Annotated in this window: 13 protein-coding genes and 2 tRNA genes; 5 read left to right on the top strand and 10 right to left on the bottom strand. The window is 61.5% G+C overall.

Annotation, left to right across the window (positions count from 1 at the left end; all coding sequences use genetic code 11):
- Positions 1–122 precede the first annotated feature (122 nt).
- Together EGJ27_RS08045 and EGJ27_RS08050 are read right to left on the bottom strand one after the other, a co-directional pair.
- Positions 123–866, bottom strand: coding sequence for an FKBP-type peptidyl-prolyl cis-trans isomerase (locus EGJ27_RS08045; protein WP_125830207.1), 744 nt, complete (start codon positions 864–866; stop codon positions 123–125).
- A gap of 159 nt (positions 867–1,025) precedes the next feature.
- Positions 1,026–1,940: a LysR family transcriptional regulator gene (locus EGJ27_RS08050; RefSeq protein WP_125830208.1), complete on the bottom strand. Its 915-nt coding sequence runs from the start codon at positions 1,938–1,940 to the stop codon at positions 1,026–1,028.
- 132 nt (positions 1,941–2,072) lie between these two features.
- Here EGJ27_RS08050 and EGJ27_RS08055 point away from each other — a divergent pair, with 132 nt between their 5' ends.
- Both EGJ27_RS08055 and EGJ27_RS08060 read left to right on the top strand, forming a co-directional pair.
- Positions 2,073–3,128, top strand: coding sequence for a tartrate dehydrogenase (locus tag EGJ27_RS08055; protein ID WP_125830209.1), 1,056 nt, complete (start codon positions 2,073–2,075; stop codon positions 3,126–3,128).
- Between the two features lie 102 nt (positions 3,129–3,230).
- Positions 3,231–4,541 carry a dicarboxylate/amino acid:cation symporter gene (locus tag EGJ27_RS08060; RefSeq protein WP_125830210.1) on the top strand — a complete coding sequence of 437 codons (1,311 nt, stop codon included), beginning with the start codon at positions 3,231–3,233 and terminating at the stop codon, positions 4,539–4,541.
- A gap of 44 nt (positions 4,542–4,585) precedes the next feature.
- Here EGJ27_RS08060 and EGJ27_RS08065 read toward each other — a convergent pair whose 3' ends face one another.
- From EGJ27_RS08065 to EGJ27_RS08075, 3 genes are all read right to left on the bottom strand, one after another.
- Positions 4,586–5,515: an AEC family transporter gene (locus EGJ27_RS08065; protein WP_125830211.1), complete on the bottom strand. Its 930-nt coding sequence runs from the start codon at positions 5,513–5,515 to the stop codon at positions 4,586–4,588.
- A 181-nt stretch (positions 5,516–5,696) separates the two neighbouring features.
- Positions 5,697–5,773: transfer RNA gene (locus EGJ27_RS08070), tRNA-Asp, on the bottom strand.
- 21 nt (positions 5,774–5,794) lie between these two features.
- Positions 5,795–5,870 (bottom strand) — tRNA-Val (locus EGJ27_RS08075).
- Positions 5,871–6,032: 162 nt separating this feature from the next.
- Between EGJ27_RS08075 and rdgC the strand changes: the two genes are divergently transcribed.
- Both rdgC and EGJ27_RS08085 read left to right on the top strand, forming a co-directional pair.
- On the top strand, positions 6,033–6,953 hold the full coding sequence (gene rdgC, locus EGJ27_RS08080) for a recombination-associated protein RdgC (RefSeq protein WP_125830212.1): 921 nt from the start codon (positions 6,033–6,035) through the stop codon (positions 6,951–6,953).
- A 211-nt stretch (positions 6,954–7,164) separates the two neighbouring features.
- Positions 7,165–8,127 carry a bile acid:sodium symporter family protein gene (locus tag EGJ27_RS08085; protein ID WP_125830213.1) on the top strand — a complete coding sequence of 321 codons (963 nt, stop codon included), beginning with the start codon at positions 7,165–7,167 and terminating at the stop codon, positions 8,125–8,127.
- A gap of 28 nt (positions 8,128–8,155) precedes the next feature.
- On the opposite strand, the gene EGJ27_RS08090 is transcribed toward EGJ27_RS08085, so the two are convergent.
- From EGJ27_RS08090 to EGJ27_RS08100, 4 genes are all read right to left on the bottom strand, one after another.
- Positions 8,156–8,587: a hypothetical protein gene (locus EGJ27_RS08090; RefSeq protein ID WP_125830214.1), complete on the bottom strand. Its 432-nt coding sequence runs from the start codon at positions 8,585–8,587 to the stop codon at positions 8,156–8,158.
- The gene (locus EGJ27_RS25180; protein WP_306085276.1) at positions 8,565–8,720 is read right to left on the bottom strand and encodes a hypothetical protein; all 156 of its coding nucleotides are present in this window, start codon (positions 8,718–8,720) and stop codon (positions 8,565–8,567) included. The genes EGJ27_RS08090 and EGJ27_RS25180 overlap by 23 nt, the downstream gene beginning before the upstream one ends.
- Positions 8,665–8,952 carry a hypothetical protein gene (locus EGJ27_RS25185; protein ID WP_306085278.1) on the bottom strand — a complete coding sequence of 96 codons (288 nt, stop codon included), beginning with the start codon at positions 8,950–8,952 and terminating at the stop codon, positions 8,665–8,667. Before EGJ27_RS25185 ends, EGJ27_RS25180 begins: the two co-directional genes overlap by 56 nt.
- Before the next feature lie 125 nt (positions 8,953–9,077).
- A complete protein-coding gene (locus tag EGJ27_RS08100) occupies positions 9,078–10,952 on the bottom strand; it encodes an MFS transporter (RefSeq protein WP_125830215.1) in 1,875 nt (624 codons plus the stop codon).
- 268 nt (positions 10,953–11,220) lie between these two features.
- On the opposite strand from EGJ27_RS08100, the gene EGJ27_RS08105 reads away from it, so the two are divergent.
- Complete coding sequence (locus EGJ27_RS08105; protein WP_125830216.1) at positions 11,221–14,691, top strand: PAS domain-containing hybrid sensor histidine kinase/response regulator; 3,471 nt, start codon at positions 11,221–11,223, stop codon at positions 14,689–14,691.
- A 6-nt stretch (positions 14,692–14,697) separates the two neighbouring features.
- On the opposite strand, the gene aceK is transcribed toward EGJ27_RS08105, so the two are convergent.
- Complete coding sequence (gene aceK, locus EGJ27_RS08110; protein WP_125830217.1) at positions 14,698–16,449, bottom strand: bifunctional isocitrate dehydrogenase kinase/phosphatase; 1,752 nt, start codon at positions 16,447–16,449, stop codon at positions 14,698–14,700.
- Positions 16,450–16,514: the final 65 nt, after the last annotated feature.

Genomic DNA, 16,514 nt, shown 5'->3' on the forward strand with positions numbered 1-16,514 from the left:
GAGGCAAGCAGCCTGATGGCTGTGCCTATAGGTTGACTATGCATCATGCCAAGCGTTCGCCAAATCCTGCGGATACAAAAACGCCCTGTCCAGGACAGGGCGTCGATGCAGCCAGGCGACAGTTACTGCTTGGCGGGTGCCGATTCTTCAGCTTCCGGAGCTGGAGCCGCGGCTGGATCCTTGATGCCCAGCAGTTCCAGGTCAAAGACCAGAACCGAGTTGGCAGGAATCATCGGGCTTGGGCTCTGCGCGCCGTAGGCCAGATCAGCTGGAATGAACAGCTTGATCTTCTCGCCGACGTGCATCAGTTGCAGGCCCTCGACCCAACCCGGAATCACGCCGCCAACCGGCAGATCGATCGGGCTGCCGCGCTCGACGGAGCTGTCGAACACCTTGCCGTCGGTCAGTTTGCCTTCGTAGTGAACGGTCACCACATCGGTCGCCTTGGGCTGAGCGCCGTCGGCCTTCTTGACGATTTGATACTGCAGACCGGAAGCGGTGGTGACCACACCCTCCTTCTTGCCGTTCTCTTCGAGGAATTTCTTGCCGGCCGCTGCCGACTCTTCGCTCAGCTTGGCCATGCGCTCTTCGGCACGCTTCTGCAGCGCGGCGAAGGCCTCGACCAGTTCTTCATCCTTGAGCTTCTGCTCTTTCTTGCCGACGGCATCTTCGATACCCAGGGCCACGGCCTTGGAGTCGAGGTCGTCCATGCCTTCCTGTGCCAGGCTCTTGCCCATGTTCAGGCCGATGCCGTAGGAGGCTTTCTGTGCAGGACTCTTCAGCTCAACGGTGCTGGCTTGCTTGTCACAACCTGCGAGTACCAGACCGACCAGGGCAATCGCCGCTGCCAACCGATGCTGTTTCATGCTAATTCCTTGTTCATGCGCCAATAGGGCAAACGAGTAAAGCCGCGAGCTTATCAGGCTGCCGCGATCAATGGCTACCGGCATGAGAGGCACAAAACCCCGATAAGTTCAGGTATCCCAACGGTTTTCCGCCGCAGGCGCGCATTGTTCAGTCGCAGTTCAGTTTGTCGGCGCGGCGACCTGATCCAGATGGGCAAACCGTTCCACCAGAAAATCGATCAGGCAGCGGACCCGCGCCGACAGATGCAACTGCTGGGGATAGACCGCGTAGACATCGGCGCGGGTGGGTGTCTGATCCTCGAGCACCAGGCGCAGGCGACCGCTGCGCACATAGCGGGCGATGTCCCACTCGGCCCGCAGCAGTATTCCGTAGCCCTCCAGTGCCCAGTTGAGCGCCACTTCGCCGTCGTTGCAGCCCAGAGCGCCATGAACCTTCACATTCTGCGTGCGCTCGCCGTGGGTAAAGCTCCAGACGCCATAAGGCGTTTCGTTCTGGCGCAGGAAAATGCAGTTGTGCTGCGGCAGATCGGCCAGCCGTTCCGGGGTGCCGAACTTTTCCAGGTACAGCGGCGATGCGCACAGCAGGCGCCGATTGGAGGCGATCTTGCGAGCGTGAAAAGCGGCGTCCGGAAGCGTGCCGAAGCGAATGCCCAGGTCAAAGCCATGGGCCGCCAGATCCAGCGGGTGATCGCTGATCTCCAGCTGGATCTGGACTTCGGGGTAACGGGCAAAGAACGCTGCCAGCGCCGGGCCGATATGGCGCCGTCCGAAGCCCAGCGAAGCGTTGACCCTGATCAGCCCTTTGGGGTTGGCGCTGGTGCTGTTGATCAACTGCTCCACTTCATCGATCTGGGTGATGATTCGCGCCGCATGGCTGAAGTACAACTCGCCTTCGGCGGTCAGGCTCATCGACCGGGTGGTGCGGTGGACCAGCCGCGTCCCGAGCCGCGCCTCCAGTTGACTCAGCCGCTTGCTCACCGCCGGTGGCGTGACCCCCAGCTCCCGCGCCGCAGCAGTCAGGCTGCCGTGCTTGGCCAGCAGATGAAAAAACACAAGATCCTGGGTCTTATTCATTCGTAACCTTGAGTTAATGATGTAGTTCTTTCGAATCACTTATTCACTTCAAGTCACTACATATACTCCGGACACATCCTGTCGAACAGCCCGGTTCGCAGGCACAACAAAAAGCAATGCACGGAGTGAATCATGACTACCTACAAAATCGCAGCAGTACCTGGTGACGGCATCGGTGTCGAAGTGATCGCCGCTGGCGTGGAAATTCTCCAGGCGCTGTCGGCCCAGTCCGGCTTCGGCCTGGACTTCAAACATTTCGACTGGAACTCGGACAACTACCTCAAGCACGGCCACTACATTCCCGAAGGCGGCCTGGCCGAACTCAAGACCTTCGATGCGATTTTCTTCGGCGCGGTGGGCGCGCTGAATGTTGCCGATCATATTTCCCTGTGGGGCCTGCGCCTGCCGATCTGCCAGGGCTTCGACCAATACGCCAACGTGCGCCCTGCGCGAGTGTTGCCCGGCGTGAAAAGCCCGCTGCACAACGGCCATGAAATCGACTGGGTGGTGGTGCGCGAGAACTCCGAAGGCGAGTATTCCGGCAATGGTGGACGCGTACACCGCGGGCTGCCCGAAGAGGTTGCCACCGAGGTGTCGATCTTCACCCGGACCGGCGTCGAACGCATCCACCGCTTCGCCTTCGAGCTGGCGCGCAGCCGGCCGCGCAAGCACCTGACGCTGGTCACCAAGTCCAATGCCCAGCGCCACGGCATGGTGCTGTGGGACGAGATCTTCTATGAGGTCGCCAAGGATTTCCCGGACGTGAAGATCGACAAAGAGCTGGTGGACGCCGTGACCACGCGCATGGTGCTCAAGCCGTCGACGCTGGACGTGATCGTGGCGACCAACCTGCACGCCGACATCTTGTCCGACCTGGCGGCCGCGTTGTCCGGCAGCCTGGGCATCGCCCCTACCGCCAACCTCAACCCGAGCCGCCAGTTTCCATCGATGTTCGAGCCGATCCACGGTTCGGCGTTCGACATCACCGGCAAAGGCATCGCCAACCCCGTGGCGACGTTCTGGACCGCCGCGATGATGCTCGACCATCTGGGTGAACCGGCTGCGGCCAGGACCCTGATGTCGGCCATCGAAGCAGTCACCGAAAGCGGCCTGCACACACCGGACCTGGGCGGCACGGCCACCACCCGGCAGATCACCGACGCGGTGCTCAAGCTGATCAAGCGCTGAGTCGGGCCTGACCGACGCACTATCGCGGTACAACGCCCCGTAGCCCGGTCACGCGCCGGCTCCGGGGCTCTCCTGACAACAATAAAAATTCAGGACCCGATCATGAAACGCATTCTAGGCAAGTTGTATGTACAGGTTTTACTGGCGGTCATTCTCGGCGCCATCGTAGGTGTCGCGGTGCCGGAAACCGGCGCGGCGCTCAAGCCCATCGGCGACGCCTTCATCAAGCTGATCAAGATGCTGCTGGCACCGGTGATCTTTCTCACCGTCGTTACCGGCATCGCGCGCATGGAGAACATGAAGGAACTGGGCCGTGTCGGCTTTCGTGCGCTGATCTATTTCGAAGTGGTCTCGACGCTGGCGCTGATCATCGGCCTGGTCGTCGTGGATGTGTTCAAGCCCGGTGCCGGCATGAACATCGATGTCGCGACCCTGGACTCGTCGAGCCTGGGAACCTACACCAACGCGGCCAAACACGCGTCCTTCATGGACTTCCTGATGGGGATCATCCCCGACACCATCGTGGATGCGTTCGCCAAGGGCAACATCCTGCAGATCCTGCTGTTCTCGATTCTGCTGGGCGTGGCGCTGGCTCACGTCGGCCCGCGCGCCAAACCGTTCGTCGATACCCTGGACAGCCTGATGCAGGGCATGTTCAGGATCGTCAACATGGTCATGCGCCTGGCACCGATCGGCGCGTTCGGCGCCATCGCCTTCACCATCGGCAAGTACGGCTTCGGCTCGCTGTTTTCGCTGGGCAAGTTGATGGCCTGCGTGTACTTGACCTGTGCGATGTTCGTGGTGGTGATTCTCGGCCCGATCTGTCGCTACAGCGGGTTCAGCCTGTGGAAATTCCTGCGCTTTATAAAGGAAGAGCTGTTCACCGTGCTGGGCACCAGTTCGTCGGAATCGGTGCTGCCGCAGATGATTCAGAAAATGGAAGACGCCGGGGTGTCCAAACCGGTGGCCGGGATGATCATTCCCTCCGGGCTGACTTTCAACCCGGACGGCCAGGCCATCTACTACACCATCGCCGCGATTTTCATCGCCCAGGCGACCAACACGCCGCTGACCCTGACCGACCAGCTGATCGTGCTGGTGGTGCTGATGTTTACGTCCAAGGGGTCGGCGGGTGTGACCGGCTCAGGGTTCATCATCCTCGCCGCGACCCTGGCCTCACTGGGCACCATACCGGTGGCCGGCATGGTATTGCTGCTGGGCGTGGACCGCTTCATGTCCGAAGCGCGGGCGATCACCAACACCATCGGCAACGGCGTCGGCACCATGGCGATTGCCAAGTGGGTCGGCGCGCTGGACACGGAAAAGATGCACAAAGCCCTCAACGGCGAGCAAACCCGAAGCCGTACGGAGCCCGCCGTCACTCCCCAGCTCCCCGACGTGATCCGTAGCTGACGGGAACGACCCGGCCTGACGCGCAAGCAGGCGTCAGGCCCCTGTCACACGCCCAGCCAGTACAAAAGCCCCGCGAGCGTCACCAGTGAACCCAGAGTGGAAAACAGAATGGCCTGGGAAATGACACCGGCTTCTCGTTCGTAGTATTCGGCCAGCATGAACGGCCCGGTGCCGGTGGGCAGCGCACTGAGCAGCACTGCAGATTGCGCCCAGACCGTGGGCAGGTTGAACACCTTGAATGCCAGCACACCGGTAATCAGCGGCTGGCCGATCAGCTTGATCCACACCAACGGCCAGGCACCGCCTTTGGGCGCGGCCTGCTTCCGGGCGAGGAACAGGCCGAGCGAGATCAACGCGCACGGCGTGGTCGCGGCCGCCAGCATGTCGAGAAAGTGCATGACCGGCTCGGCCAGCCCCAGACCGGTCGCCGCCCAGCAGGCACCAAGGATCGGGGTGATGACCAACGGGTTCTTCGCCAGTGCCTTGAGCACCGTCAGCACGGCACGTCCGACATGGCGCTCCTGCTGCAGTCCGATCTCGATGCACACCACCGCCACCGCAAACAACACGCACACCACGATCAGCGAGGCAATCAACGCGGGCTCTAGCCCAGCCTGGCCGAACACCAGCAGGCACAGCGGAATGCCGATATAGCCGGTGTTGGCGTAGCCGGCGGTCAGGCCGTCCATGCTGGCCACCACCAGGCTTTCGCGCCTGGCCAGGCGCCAGGCCAGCGTCGCGACGAAGACGGCCAGCGTGCCGGCCCCGAAACTGATGATGAAGCCCGGCTGCCAGATTTGCGCCCAGGTGGTGGTGGCCGTGACTTTGAACAGCAGCGCGGGCAGGCATAGCCAGACCACCATGCGATTGATCTCGGAAGCTGCTCGTTCCCCCAGCCGATTGGTCTTGCGGCAGATATAGCCCACCAGAATCAAGGCGAAGATAGGGAGCACGACAGCGAGAACGGTATGCATGGGAACGGGCCGCCATCCGGAAAAATCGAAAAGCTTACGACCGAACGGCGGCAGAGTCCAAGGCTAGAGCCTGCGAACGAAGAAATGGAGGGAGAAACGCGAACGACAGAAAGCAAAAAAGCGACCCTAAGGTCGCTTTCTTGTTCGTATCAAGGAGTTCAAGGGCCTTGATACTTGAATATGGCGCAGCGGACGGGACTCGAACCCGCGACCCCCGGCGTGACAGGCCGGTATTCTAACCGACTGAACTACCGCTGCGCGTAACACTTGAAGTGAGTATGGTGGGTGATGACGGGATCGAACCGCCGACCCGCTGCTTGTAAGGCAGCTGCTCTCCCAGCTGAGCTAATCACCCTTCACTCTCGGTGTGGCGCGCATTCTACGGAGCGACCTTTACTCTGGCAAGCACTTTTTCAAATAATTTTTATAATCGTACCAAAGGCTTAGCGCAGGGTTGGCCGCAAGGCCGGAGCAGCGAATAATGCCCCCCTTTTGTATGTAAAGAGAGATTCACTTCATGTGGTTCAAAAACCTGCTTGTCTATCGCCTGACCCAGGACCTGCCTCTTGACGCCGAGGCTCTGGAAACCGCACTGGCGACCAAACCTGCGCGGGCCTGCGCCAGCCAGGAGTTGACCACTTACGGGTTCGTCGCCCCGTTCGGCAAAGGCGAAGATGCTCCGCTGGTACACGTCAGCGGTGACTTTCTGCTGATCGCTGCACGCAAGGAAGAACGCATTCTGCCGGGCAGCGTCGTGCGTGACGCAGTCAAGGAGAAGGTCGAAGAAATCGAGGCCGAGCAGATGCGTAAGGTCTACAAGAAGGAACGCGACCAGATCAAGGATGAAATCATCCAGGCCTTCCTGCCCCGCGCTTTTATTCGTCGCTCGCAGACCTTCGCTGCCATTGCGCCGAAACAAGGCCTGATCCTGGTCAACTCGGCCAGCCCGAAGCGCTCCGAAGACCTGCTGTCCACCCTGCGTGAAGTCATCGGCTCGCTGCCGGTCCGTCCGCTGACCGTGAAGACCGCACCGACAGCCGTCATGACCGAGTGGGTCACCTCGCAGAAAGCCGCCGACAACTTCTTCGTGCTGGATGAATGCGAACTGCGCGACACCCACGAAGACGGCGGCATCGTGCGATGCAAGCGTCAGGACCTGACCAGTGACGAGATCCAGTTGCACCTGAGCACCGGCAAGGTGGTCACCCAACTGTCCCTGGCCTGGCAGGACAAACTGTCCTTCGTGCTGGATGACAAGATGGTCGTCAAGCGCCTGAAATTCGAAGACCTGCTGCAAGACCAGGCCGAACAGGACGGCGGCGACGAAGCCCTTGGCCAGCTGGACGCCAGCTTCACCCTGATGATGCTGACCTTCGGCGAATTCCTGCCGGAATTGTTCGAAGCCTTGGGCGGCGAAGAAATTCCGCAGGGGATCTGATCAATTCGCCATCTGTCTTGCGCTTTGGTGGGAGGCAGCTTGCTGGCGACTGCGGTGTGTGTGTGTGGCGCCATTGCAGGGACAGGTATATTGCAGTCGCGAGCAAGACGGATCGCCGCCCGCTCCCTCCCACAGGGACCGCAACATCATGGAGCCACCTATATAGGTGGCTCCGCTCTCTCAATCAATAAACACAAGAAAGGAACCAACCGTGCGTGCACTGGCAGCATTGAGTCGTTTCGTCGGTAACACCTTTGCCTACTGGGTTCTGTTATTCGCCGTGCTGGCGTTTCTGTTCCCGCAAGCGTTCATCGGCCTGAAAGGCTGGATCGTTCCGCTGCTGGGGCTGGTGATGTTCGGCATGGGCCTGACCCTCAAGCTGGAAGATTTCTCGGAAGTCGCCCGCAATCCATGGCGCGTCGCGCTGGGGGTGGTCGCGCACTTCGTCATCATGCCGGGTGTGGCCTGGTTGCTGTGCCAGGTCTTTCATCTGCCGCCGGAAATCGCGGTGGGCGTGATTCTGGTCGGCTGCTGCCCCAGCGGCACGTCATCCAATGTCATGGCCTGGCTGGCCAAGGGCGATCTGGCACTGGCCGTGGCAATCGCCGCCGTCACCACCCTGCTCGCCCCATTGCTGACCCCGACCCTGATCTGGTTCCTGGCGTCGGCCTGGCTGCCGGTGTCCTTCCTGGATATGTTCTGGTCGATCCTGCAACTGGTGATGCTGCCCATCGTGCTCGGCGTACTGGCTCAGCGTGTGCTCGGCGCGAAGGTCAGCTACGCAGTGGACGTGCTGCCGCTGGTGTCGGTGGTGAGCATCGTGCTGATCGTCTGCGCCGTAGTCGCCGCCAGCCAGGCGAAGATCGCCGAGTCCGGCCTGCTGATCATGGCCGTGGTCATCCTGCATAACTCGTTCGGTTTCCTGCTGGGCTATTTCACCGGCAAGGTGTTCAAGCTGCCGCTGCCGCAGCGCAAATCCCTGGCACTGGAAGTCGGCATGCAGAACTCAGGGCTGGGCGCCGCACTGGCCAGCGCCCACTTCTCGCCACTGGCCGCCGTGCCCAGCGCGCTGTTCAGCGTCTGGCACAACATCTCCGGCGCGTTGCTCTCAACGTACTTCAGGAAGATGCCGGAGGAAACAACACCGGTGATCGGCAAATCAGCGACTGACTAAAACTGACGTTGCGGTAGCCGCTATTCCTTCATTCGCCTGGCTGCGCCTGCAGCCAGACGTCTACCGCTGTGTAACCACCCTCATGCCGAAAAAGCGTCGGTGTATTGAAGCTGTAAACCGCCTTTTTGACTGCGATTTTCACCACCTCCCCTTCAATTTCCACCCGCCCGTCGGCGTCTCGGGTGACCAGAAATGCCACGCCTTCCCGACGCAACGACGCCAGCGCCTGCGAGGTGTCGTCCATGCGCTTGTACAGGTAATAGCGGTATGTCGCAGGCACCGTCGCACCGCCGCCGTCGCTGAGCACCACGTACAACGTACCGTTGCTCCCGACCGGATAAGTTGCCAGAACCTTCGTCAAGGCGGGCGCAGGAGTGCGCGTGACCAGCCATACGCCGCTGATCATGCAGGCGGCCAGCACCAGGCCCAGCAACGTTTTAACTTTGTTTCGACCTTGCATACTCGATGCCTTTGCTTATCCAGTGCTGGTCTCCAGGATCGTCACCGTAGGGTGCCGCTGACCACCAAAAACCGAATTCAACGTTGCTGGTACCCGCCCGGGACTGTGCCGCTCCGGCCGCGCGAAGCAGCATTTGCGAAGAAATCCCTGCAGCGGTGGCCTACTGCACCGTAATGAAAATTACCGAAGTTTTCATACTGTGGGCCTCGCTGCTTGAAATCCCACGGCCCACGATTTTTAACCTGTGAGTAGAACCAGCTAAGAAGAAACGCATCTCCCCCTCGGCTGAAATACTCGGCCTTGGACTGTGCAATCCGCATGTTGTCCTCAAGCGATACGCCTGGTGGTGCCATGGGTTCGTTCACGGCCTACTCCCTGCTCAACGTGAGCGCAAGAGCCTATCGAAGAACGGGCGCCTCTGCGCCAGGGCGCGACCTTCGGGATCTTTCCCACGCGATCCTCAGACCTTCGCTCACGGTATGAACGAGCGCTACCGGCCTGCTCCGCGCAAGACTTTCACCTGTTCACGAACATCCACTGGCGCCGCATGCTCTGCCGCAATGGCTGGGCCGGCGACCAGCACCACTTTTGACCAGAAGCGCCGAAACAGGCCCTTGTCCGGGTCGCGACTGAAGAAGCTGCCCCACAGGCCCTGCAACGCCATGGGGATCACCGGTACCGGCGTTTCCTCGATGATGCGTTTCATGCCGCTCTTGAACCCGCTGATTTCCCCGTCCGTGGTCAGTTTGCCTTCGGGGAAGATGCACACCAGTTCGCCATCGGCCAGGTACTGCGCGATGCGCTGGAACGAACGGTCGTAGATATCCACGTCTTCGTTGCGCCCGGCAATCGGAATGGTGCCGGCAGTACGGAAGATGAAGTTGAGTACCGGCAGGCGGTAGATCTTGTAGTACATGACAAAGCGGATCGGCCGGCGTACCGCGCCCGCGATCAGCAGCGCATCCACGAAGGACACATGGTTGCAGACCAGCAGCGCCGCGCCTTCTTCCGGGATCTGGTTGAGGTTGCGATGTTCGACCCGATACATGGAATGGCTCAACAGCCAGATCAGGAAGCGCATGGTGAACTCGGGCACGATCTTGAAGATGTACACATTGACCGCGACGTTCATCAGCGACACGACGAGGAACAGCTCGGGGATCGACAGGCCTGCGACACTGAGCAGCAGAATCGAGACCAGCGCCGACACCACCATGAACAGCGCGTTGAGAATGTTGTTGGCAGCGATGACCCGCGAGCGTTCTTTCTCTGCGGTGCGGGACTGGATCAGCGCATACAGCGGCACGATATAGAAGCCGCCGAACACGCCGATACCGAGAATGTCGAACAGCACCCACCAGCCTTCGCTGAAGGACAACACCGCCAGCCAGTCATTGGCCTGGACGTTCTGCGGGAAGCCGCCCGAATGCCACCACAACAGCAGGCCGAACAGGGTCAGGCCCATGGAACCGAACGGCACCAGGCCGATTTCCACCTTGTGCCCGGACAGGCGCTCGCACAACAGCGAGCCCAGGGCGATGCCGATGGAAAATACCGTGAGAATCAGGGTGACCACGGTCTCGTCACCGTACATCCACTCCTTGGCATAGGCCGGGATCTGCGTCAGGTAGATCGCGCCCACGAACCAGAACCACGAGTTGCCGACAATCGAGCGCGACACCGCCGGGGTCTGCCCAAGCCCCATGCGCAAGGTGGCCCAGGACTGGCTGAAGATGTTCCAGTTGATCCGCATATCCGGCGTGGCCGCAGCGGCATGCGGAATGCCGAAGCTGGCGATGAAGCCCAACGCGGCAATCAGCACGATAGCGCCGGAAACCACATAGCCGTAATGCGCAGAAGACATCATGACACCCGCGCCGATGGTGCCCGCCAGGATCGCCAGAAACGTACCCATTTCCACCAGAGCGTTCCCGCCGACCAGCTCGTTCTCGCGCAGGTGCTGGGGCAGGATCGAATACTTCACCGGGCCGAACAGCGCCGAGTGCGTGCCCATGGCAAACAGCGCCAGCAGCATCAGCCACAGGTGATTGAACAGAAACCCCGCTGCACCGACCGCCATGATGGCGATTTCGCCGAATTTGATCAGCCGGATCAGTGTGTCCTTGGGGTACTTCTCGCCAAACTGCCCGGCCAGCGCCGAGAACAGGAAGAACGGCAGGATGAACAGCAACGCACAGAGGTTGACGTAGATCGACCGGTCACCGTCGATACTCAGCTTGTAGAGAATCGCCAGGATCAGCGATTGCTTGAACACGTTGTCGTTGAAGGCCCCAAGCGACTGAGTAATGAAAAACGGCAGGAAGCGACGCTTTCCCAGCAGGGCAAATTGTGACTGTTGGCTCATCGTCCATGGTCCTGAGTGGCTGGCGAGGCACATTGAAGACGCAAGCGAGGCGGATGTCGATAGACAATTTGTACACATACGGATCAAGTTCAAAAGTCTCCGTTTGCCAGATCTTTGCGCGCAGGTTGTGCATCCGCCGCAAACAGCTGCTGCCTCACTTACAGGCCAATGCCACTGCGACATCACACCACGCTCGACCTTGGTCGACAAAGACGAACGCCGGGCATCATGCGAGACTGGGCGTTATCGACTTGTTCCGGAATTTTTCATGTCGCTGTCCAGCGGGCTGATCGCGGCCGTTGCCCTGGCCTACATGGCCATCATGTTTGCCATTGCCTTCTACGGCGACCGCTACAGCGCCTCGCTGCGCCCGTCCATGCGCGCATGGGTGTACAGCCTGTCGCTGGCGGTCTACTGCACCAGCTGGACGTTCTTCGGCGCGGTCGGTCAGGCGGCCGAACAGCTCTGGTCATTCCTGCCGATTTATCTGGGTCCCATCGTGTTGATGGTGCTGGCGCCCTGGGTGCTGCAAAAGATGGTGCTGATCAGCAAGCAGGAAAACATCACCTCCATCGCCGACTTCATCGCTGCTCGCTATGGCAAATCCCAGCCGTTGGCGGTGATGGTCGCGCTGATCTGCCTGATCGGCATGCTTCCTTACATCGCCCTGCAACTCAAAGGCATCGTGCTGGGGGTCAACATTCTGATCGGCGCGGTGGCCGATTCCACAGGCACCCGCGCCCAGGACACCGCGCTGGTGGTGTCGGTGATTCTGGCGCTGTTCACTATCGTGTTCGGCGCCCGCAATCTGGACGTCACCGAGCACCACCGGGGCATGGTGCTGGCGATTGCCTTCGAGGCGCTGGTCAAGCTGCTGGCGTTCATGGCCGTCGGTGTGTTCGTGACCTTCGGCCTGTACGACGGCTTCGGCGATCTGTTCAACCAGGCCATGCTTGCGCCGCGGCTTGAGGAGTACTGGAAGGAGACCATCAACTGGCCGTCGATGATCGTGCAGACCGGCGTGGCGATGATGGCGATTGTCTGCCTGCCACGGCAGTTCCATGTCACGGTGGTGGAGAACATCGAGCCGCAGGATTTGAATCTCGCCAAGTGGGTGTTCCCGCTTTACCTGGCGCTGGCCGCGCTGTTCGTGGTGCCCATCGCTCTGGCCGGGCAGATGCTGTTGCCCGACAGCATGCTTCCCGATTCATTCGTGATCAGCCTGCCGCTGGCCCATGCCCATCCGTCGCTGGCCTTGCTGGCGTTCATCGGGGGCGCATCGGCGGCCACCGGCATGGTGATCGTCGCCTGCGTGGCGCTGTCGACTATGATTTCCAACGACATGCTGCTGCCCTGGCTGCTGCGCCGCAAAAATACCGAGCGCCCGTTCGAAGCGTTCCGGCACTGGATGCTCTCGGTGCGGCGGATCAGCATCGTGGTCATTCTGCTGCTGGCCTACGTGAGTTACCGCATGCTCGGCTCGACGGCGAGCCTGGCGACCATCGGCCAGATCGCCTTCGCCGCCATCACCCAGCTGGCGCCGGCCATGTTCGGCGCACTGTACTGGAAGCAGGCCAACCGCCGCGGCGTATTCGCCGGTCTGGCGGCGGGCATCTTTATCTGGTTCTACACCCTGGTGTTGCCGGTCGCCGCCACCGGCATGGGCTGGTCGCTGGAGAACTTCCCGCTGCTGGCCTGGCTGCACAGCAATCCGCTGAACCTGCCGATCACGCCCATGACCCAGGGCGTGGTGCTGTCCATGGCCGGCAACTGCACGCTGTTCGCCTGGGTGTCGGTGCTGTCGCGCACGCGGGTGTCAGAGCACTGGCAGGCCGGACGTTTCATCGGCCAGGAAACCCAGAGCCGTGGCATCTATCGGCCACTGCTGGCGGTGCAGGTCGAAGACCTTCTGAACCTGGCGGCGCGCTTCGTCGGCGAGGACCGGGCGCGGCAGAGCTTCCTGCGCTTCGCCTACCGTCAGGGCAAGGAATTCAACGCCAACCAGAACGCCAACGGCGACTGGATTGCCCACACCGAACGTCTGCTGGCCGGCGTGCTGGGTACTTCCTCGACCCGCGCGGTGGTCAAGGCCGCCATCGAAGGGCGGGACATGCAACTGGAAGACGTGGTGCGCATCGCCGACGAAGCGTCCGAAGTGCTGCAGTTCAACCGCGCCCTGCTACAAGGCGCCATCGAGAACATCACCCAAGGCATCAGCGTCGTCGACCAGTCGCTGCGGCTGGTGGCGTGGAATCACCGTTACCTGGAGCTGTTCAATTACCCGGAAGGCCTGATCAGCGTCGGCCGCCCCATCGCCGACATCATTCGCTATAACGCGGAACGCGGCTTGTGCGGGCCGGGTGAAGCCGAAGTTCACGTCGCCCGCCGTCTGCACTGGATGCGCCAGGGCCGCGCGCATACCTCCGAGCGACTGTTTCCCAATGGGCGAGTCATCGAGCTGATCGGCAATCCGATGCCCGGCGGCGGTTTCGTCATGAGTTTCACCGACATCACCGCGTTTCGCGCCGCCGAACAGGCGCTCAAAGGCGTCAATGAGAGCCTGGAACAGCGCGTCGCCGAGCGCACCCACGAACTGTCGCAGCTCAACCACGCGCTGACCGAAGCCAAGGGCACCGCCGAGGCGGCCAATGAATCCAAGACCCGTTTTCTGGCCGCCGTCAGCCACGACCTGATGCAACCGTTGAACGCCGCACGGTTGTTTTCCGCCGCGCTGTCGCATCAGGAAGAAGGCATGTCCGGCGAGGCTCAGCAGTTGGTCCAGCACCTGGACAGTTCGCTGCGCTCGGCCGAAGACCTGATCAGCGACCTGCTGGATATTTCCCGCCTGGAAAACGGCAAGATCACCCCGGAACGCCAGCCCTTCCCGCTCAATGCGCTGTTCGACACCCTGGGCGCCGAATTCAAGGCCCAGGCTCAGGAGCAGGGCCTGGATTTCCGGGTCACGGGCAGCAAGCTGCGGGTCGACAGCGATATCAAGCTGCTGCGGCGCGTGTTGCAGAATTTCCTGACCAATGCCTTCCGCTATGCCAAAGGCCCGATCCTGCTGGGCGTGCGGCGGCGCGGTGCGCAGTTGAGCCTGGAAGTCTGGGATCGCGGCCCCGGCATTCCCGACGACAAGCGCAAGGTGATCTTCGAAGAGTTCAAACGCCTGGACAGCCATCAGACCCACGCCATCAAAGGCATGGGCCTTGGGTTGGCGATTGCCGACGGGCTCTGTCGCGTACTGGACCACCCGCTGGAAGTCCGCTCCTGGCCGGGCAAAGGCAGCGTGTTCAGCGTTCGCGTGCCGCTGGCCCGTGCCCTGCCCACCGCCGCCGAGCTGCCGGCCGAGGCCAAACCGCAGCTGAACGGGACTCAGGTGCTGTGCATCGATAACGAAGACAGCATCCTGATCGGCATGAACAGCCTGTTGTCACGCTGGGGCTGCCAGGTGTGGACGGCGCGCAACCGGCAGGAATGCGAGGCGCTGCTCAATAATGGCATTCGCCCGCAGGTGGCGCTGGTGGATTACCACCTGGACGAAGGCGAGACCGGCACCGAGCTGATGGTCTGGCTGCGCAAGCGCCTCGGGCAGCCGGTACCCGGCGTGCTGATCAGCGCCGACGGTCGCCAGGAACTAATCGATCAGGTGCATGCCGCGGGCCTCGACTATTTGCCCAAACCGGTCAAGCCTGCCGCTCTGCGTGCGCTGTTGAGCCGCCATGTAAGCCTCAACTGAGTCGATTCAGATGATCGAATCATCCCTTCGGTCCTTGCGCCGGTAGGGAAACACGTCGATCACCTGGCCGGCGCGAATCGCAGCCTGCACGGTTTTCCAGTACTGCGCGTCGTACAGCTCGCCGTGCAGGCTGGCGAACAGGCGCCTTTGCTGCGGGTCAGCGAAGAGGAAGGGCGGAAATTCCTCGGGGAAGACGTCCAGCGGTCCGATCGAATACCAGGGATCCGACGCCATTTCGTCTTCCGGGGTGCGCGGTGGCGGAATGCGGCGGAAGTTGGCTTCGGTCAGGAAACAGATCTCGTCGTAGTCATAGAACACCACGCGGCCATGGCGGGTCACGCCGAAGTTCTTCAGCAGCATGTCGCCGGGAAAGATGTTCGCCGCCGCCAGCTGCTTGATCGCCAGGCCGTAATCGTCCAGCACCTGTTCAACCTGCGCCGGGCTGGCGTGCTCCAGGTAGAGGTTGAGCGGGATCATCCGCCGCTCGGTCCAGCAATGGCGGATCAGCACCGTATCGTCGCCCTCCAGGTGCACCGTGGACGCCGCCACCTGTAACAGCTCGGTCAGGCAGGCCGGTTCGAACTTGCTCACCGGAAAACGAAAGTCGGCAAACTCCTGGGTGTCGGCCATGCGCCCGACCCGATCCACATTCTTCACCAGCCGGTATTTGTCGATCACCGTGGCGCGGTCGACATTCTTGGACGGTGAAAAGCGATCCTTGATGATCTTGAACACGGTGTTGAAGCCCGGCAGGGTGAACACGCTCATGACCATGCCACGCACCCCCGGCGCCATGACGAAGCGGTCATCGGTGGCGCTCAGGTGGCCGATCAGTGCGCGGTAGAACTCCGACTTGCCCTGCTTGTAGAAACCGATGGAGCTGTACAGCTCGGCGATGTGCTTGCCCGGCAGGATGCGTTTGAGAAAGCCGACGAAAGCCGCCGGCACCGGCACGTCGACCATGAAGTACGAGCGAGTGAAGGAAAAGATGATCGACACCTCGGCCTCGTCGGTGATCACCGCGTCCGCCACTATTCCCTGCCCTTCACGATGCAGCAGTGCCAGCGCCAGCGGCCATTGCTCCTGCCCGGCGTGCACGCGGCCGATCAGGTACGCGCCCTTGTTGCGATAGAACACCGAACAGAACAGTTCGACGCACAGCGCCCGGTCCTTGCAGACCCAGTCCGGCAGGCTCTGGCGCAGTTGAGCGTCGAGGCGCGCCAGGTCGCCGGAGAGATCGGCATAAGGAACGTCGAATGGATAATCGGCCAGTAACTGGCGCAGCATCGCAGGCAGATCGCCGCACGGTCGGTACAGGCGAACCTGTGTCGCCTGCTCACGCCCGGCATGTTCGAGGCTGAGCGGCGAAGGGCGCGTAGTGTGGATGAACATGCAGCCGTCGCTGATCAGGTCATGGCTGAACAGGCCGCAGAAGATCGAGTTGAACCAGGTTTCGGCCAGTTCATCGTCCGGACGCGGGTCGATCAGCCCGATGTAAGCGGCCTTGACCTGCGGCCAGCCCGCTACGTCCTGCAACTGCCCGACAGGGAACGCATTCTTGAGCCGGTCAAGGGATTCGCTGACTTTCTGCTCGTAGAGGCTGATGCGCGCCGCCGACGCGTCCTGGATATCCTGCCAGCGCGCCTGCTCGAAGCGCCTCCGGGCGCCGGCGGTGATGCGATGGAAATGCGCTCGATAATCATCGAAACCGTCGAGTATTGATCGGGCGATCTGGACGGCTGGCCAGGCGGCAGACATGGTGAGATTCCTGCTGGGCTTGTGTTTGCAAGCCTAGCAGGCACAAGGAAGGCAGCGGCCTGGGT

Source organism: Pseudomonas sp. v388 (assembly GCF_003935425.1).
In the GTDB taxonomy this organism is placed as follows: domain Bacteria; phylum Pseudomonadota; class Gammaproteobacteria; order Pseudomonadales; family Pseudomonadaceae; genus Aquipseudomonas.

Coding starts and splice junctions, on each gene's coding strand:
- EGJ27_RS08045 (WP_125830207.1), bottom strand. CDS start 866: ATGAAACAGCATCGGTTGGCAGCGGCGATTGCCCTGGTCGGTCTGGTA.
- EGJ27_RS08050 (WP_125830208.1), bottom strand. CDS start 1,940: ATGAATAAGACCCAGGATCTTGTGTTTTTTCATCTGCTGGCCAAGCAC.
- EGJ27_RS08055 (WP_125830209.1), top strand. CDS start 2,073: ATGACTACCTACAAAATCGCAGCAGTACCTGGTGACGGCATCGGTGTC.
- EGJ27_RS08060 (WP_125830210.1), top strand. CDS start 3,231: ATGAAACGCATTCTAGGCAAGTTGTATGTACAGGTTTTACTGGCGGTC.
- EGJ27_RS08065 (WP_125830211.1), bottom strand. CDS start 5,515: ATGCATACCGTTCTCGCTGTCGTGCTCCCTATCTTCGCCTTGATTCTG.
- rdgC (WP_125830212.1), top strand. CDS start 6,033: ATGTGGTTCAAAAACCTGCTTGTCTATCGCCTGACCCAGGACCTGCCT.
- EGJ27_RS08090 (WP_125830214.1), bottom strand. CDS start 8,587: ATGCAAGGTCGAAACAAAGTTAAAACGTTGCTGGGCCTGGTGCTGGCC.
- EGJ27_RS25180 (WP_306085276.1), bottom strand. CDS start 8,720: ATGCTGCTTCGCGCGGCCGGAGCGGCACAGTCCCGGGCGGGTACCAGC.
- EGJ27_RS08100 (WP_125830215.1), bottom strand. CDS start 10,952: ATGAGCCAACAGTCACAATTTGCCCTGCTGGGAAAGCGTCGCTTCCTG.
- EGJ27_RS08105 (WP_125830216.1), top strand. CDS start 11,221: ATGTCGCTGTCCAGCGGGCTGATCGCGGCCGTTGCCCTGGCCTACATG.
- aceK (WP_125830217.1), bottom strand. CDS start 16,449: ATGTCTGCCGCCTGGCCAGCCGTCCAGATCGCCCGATCAATACTCGAC.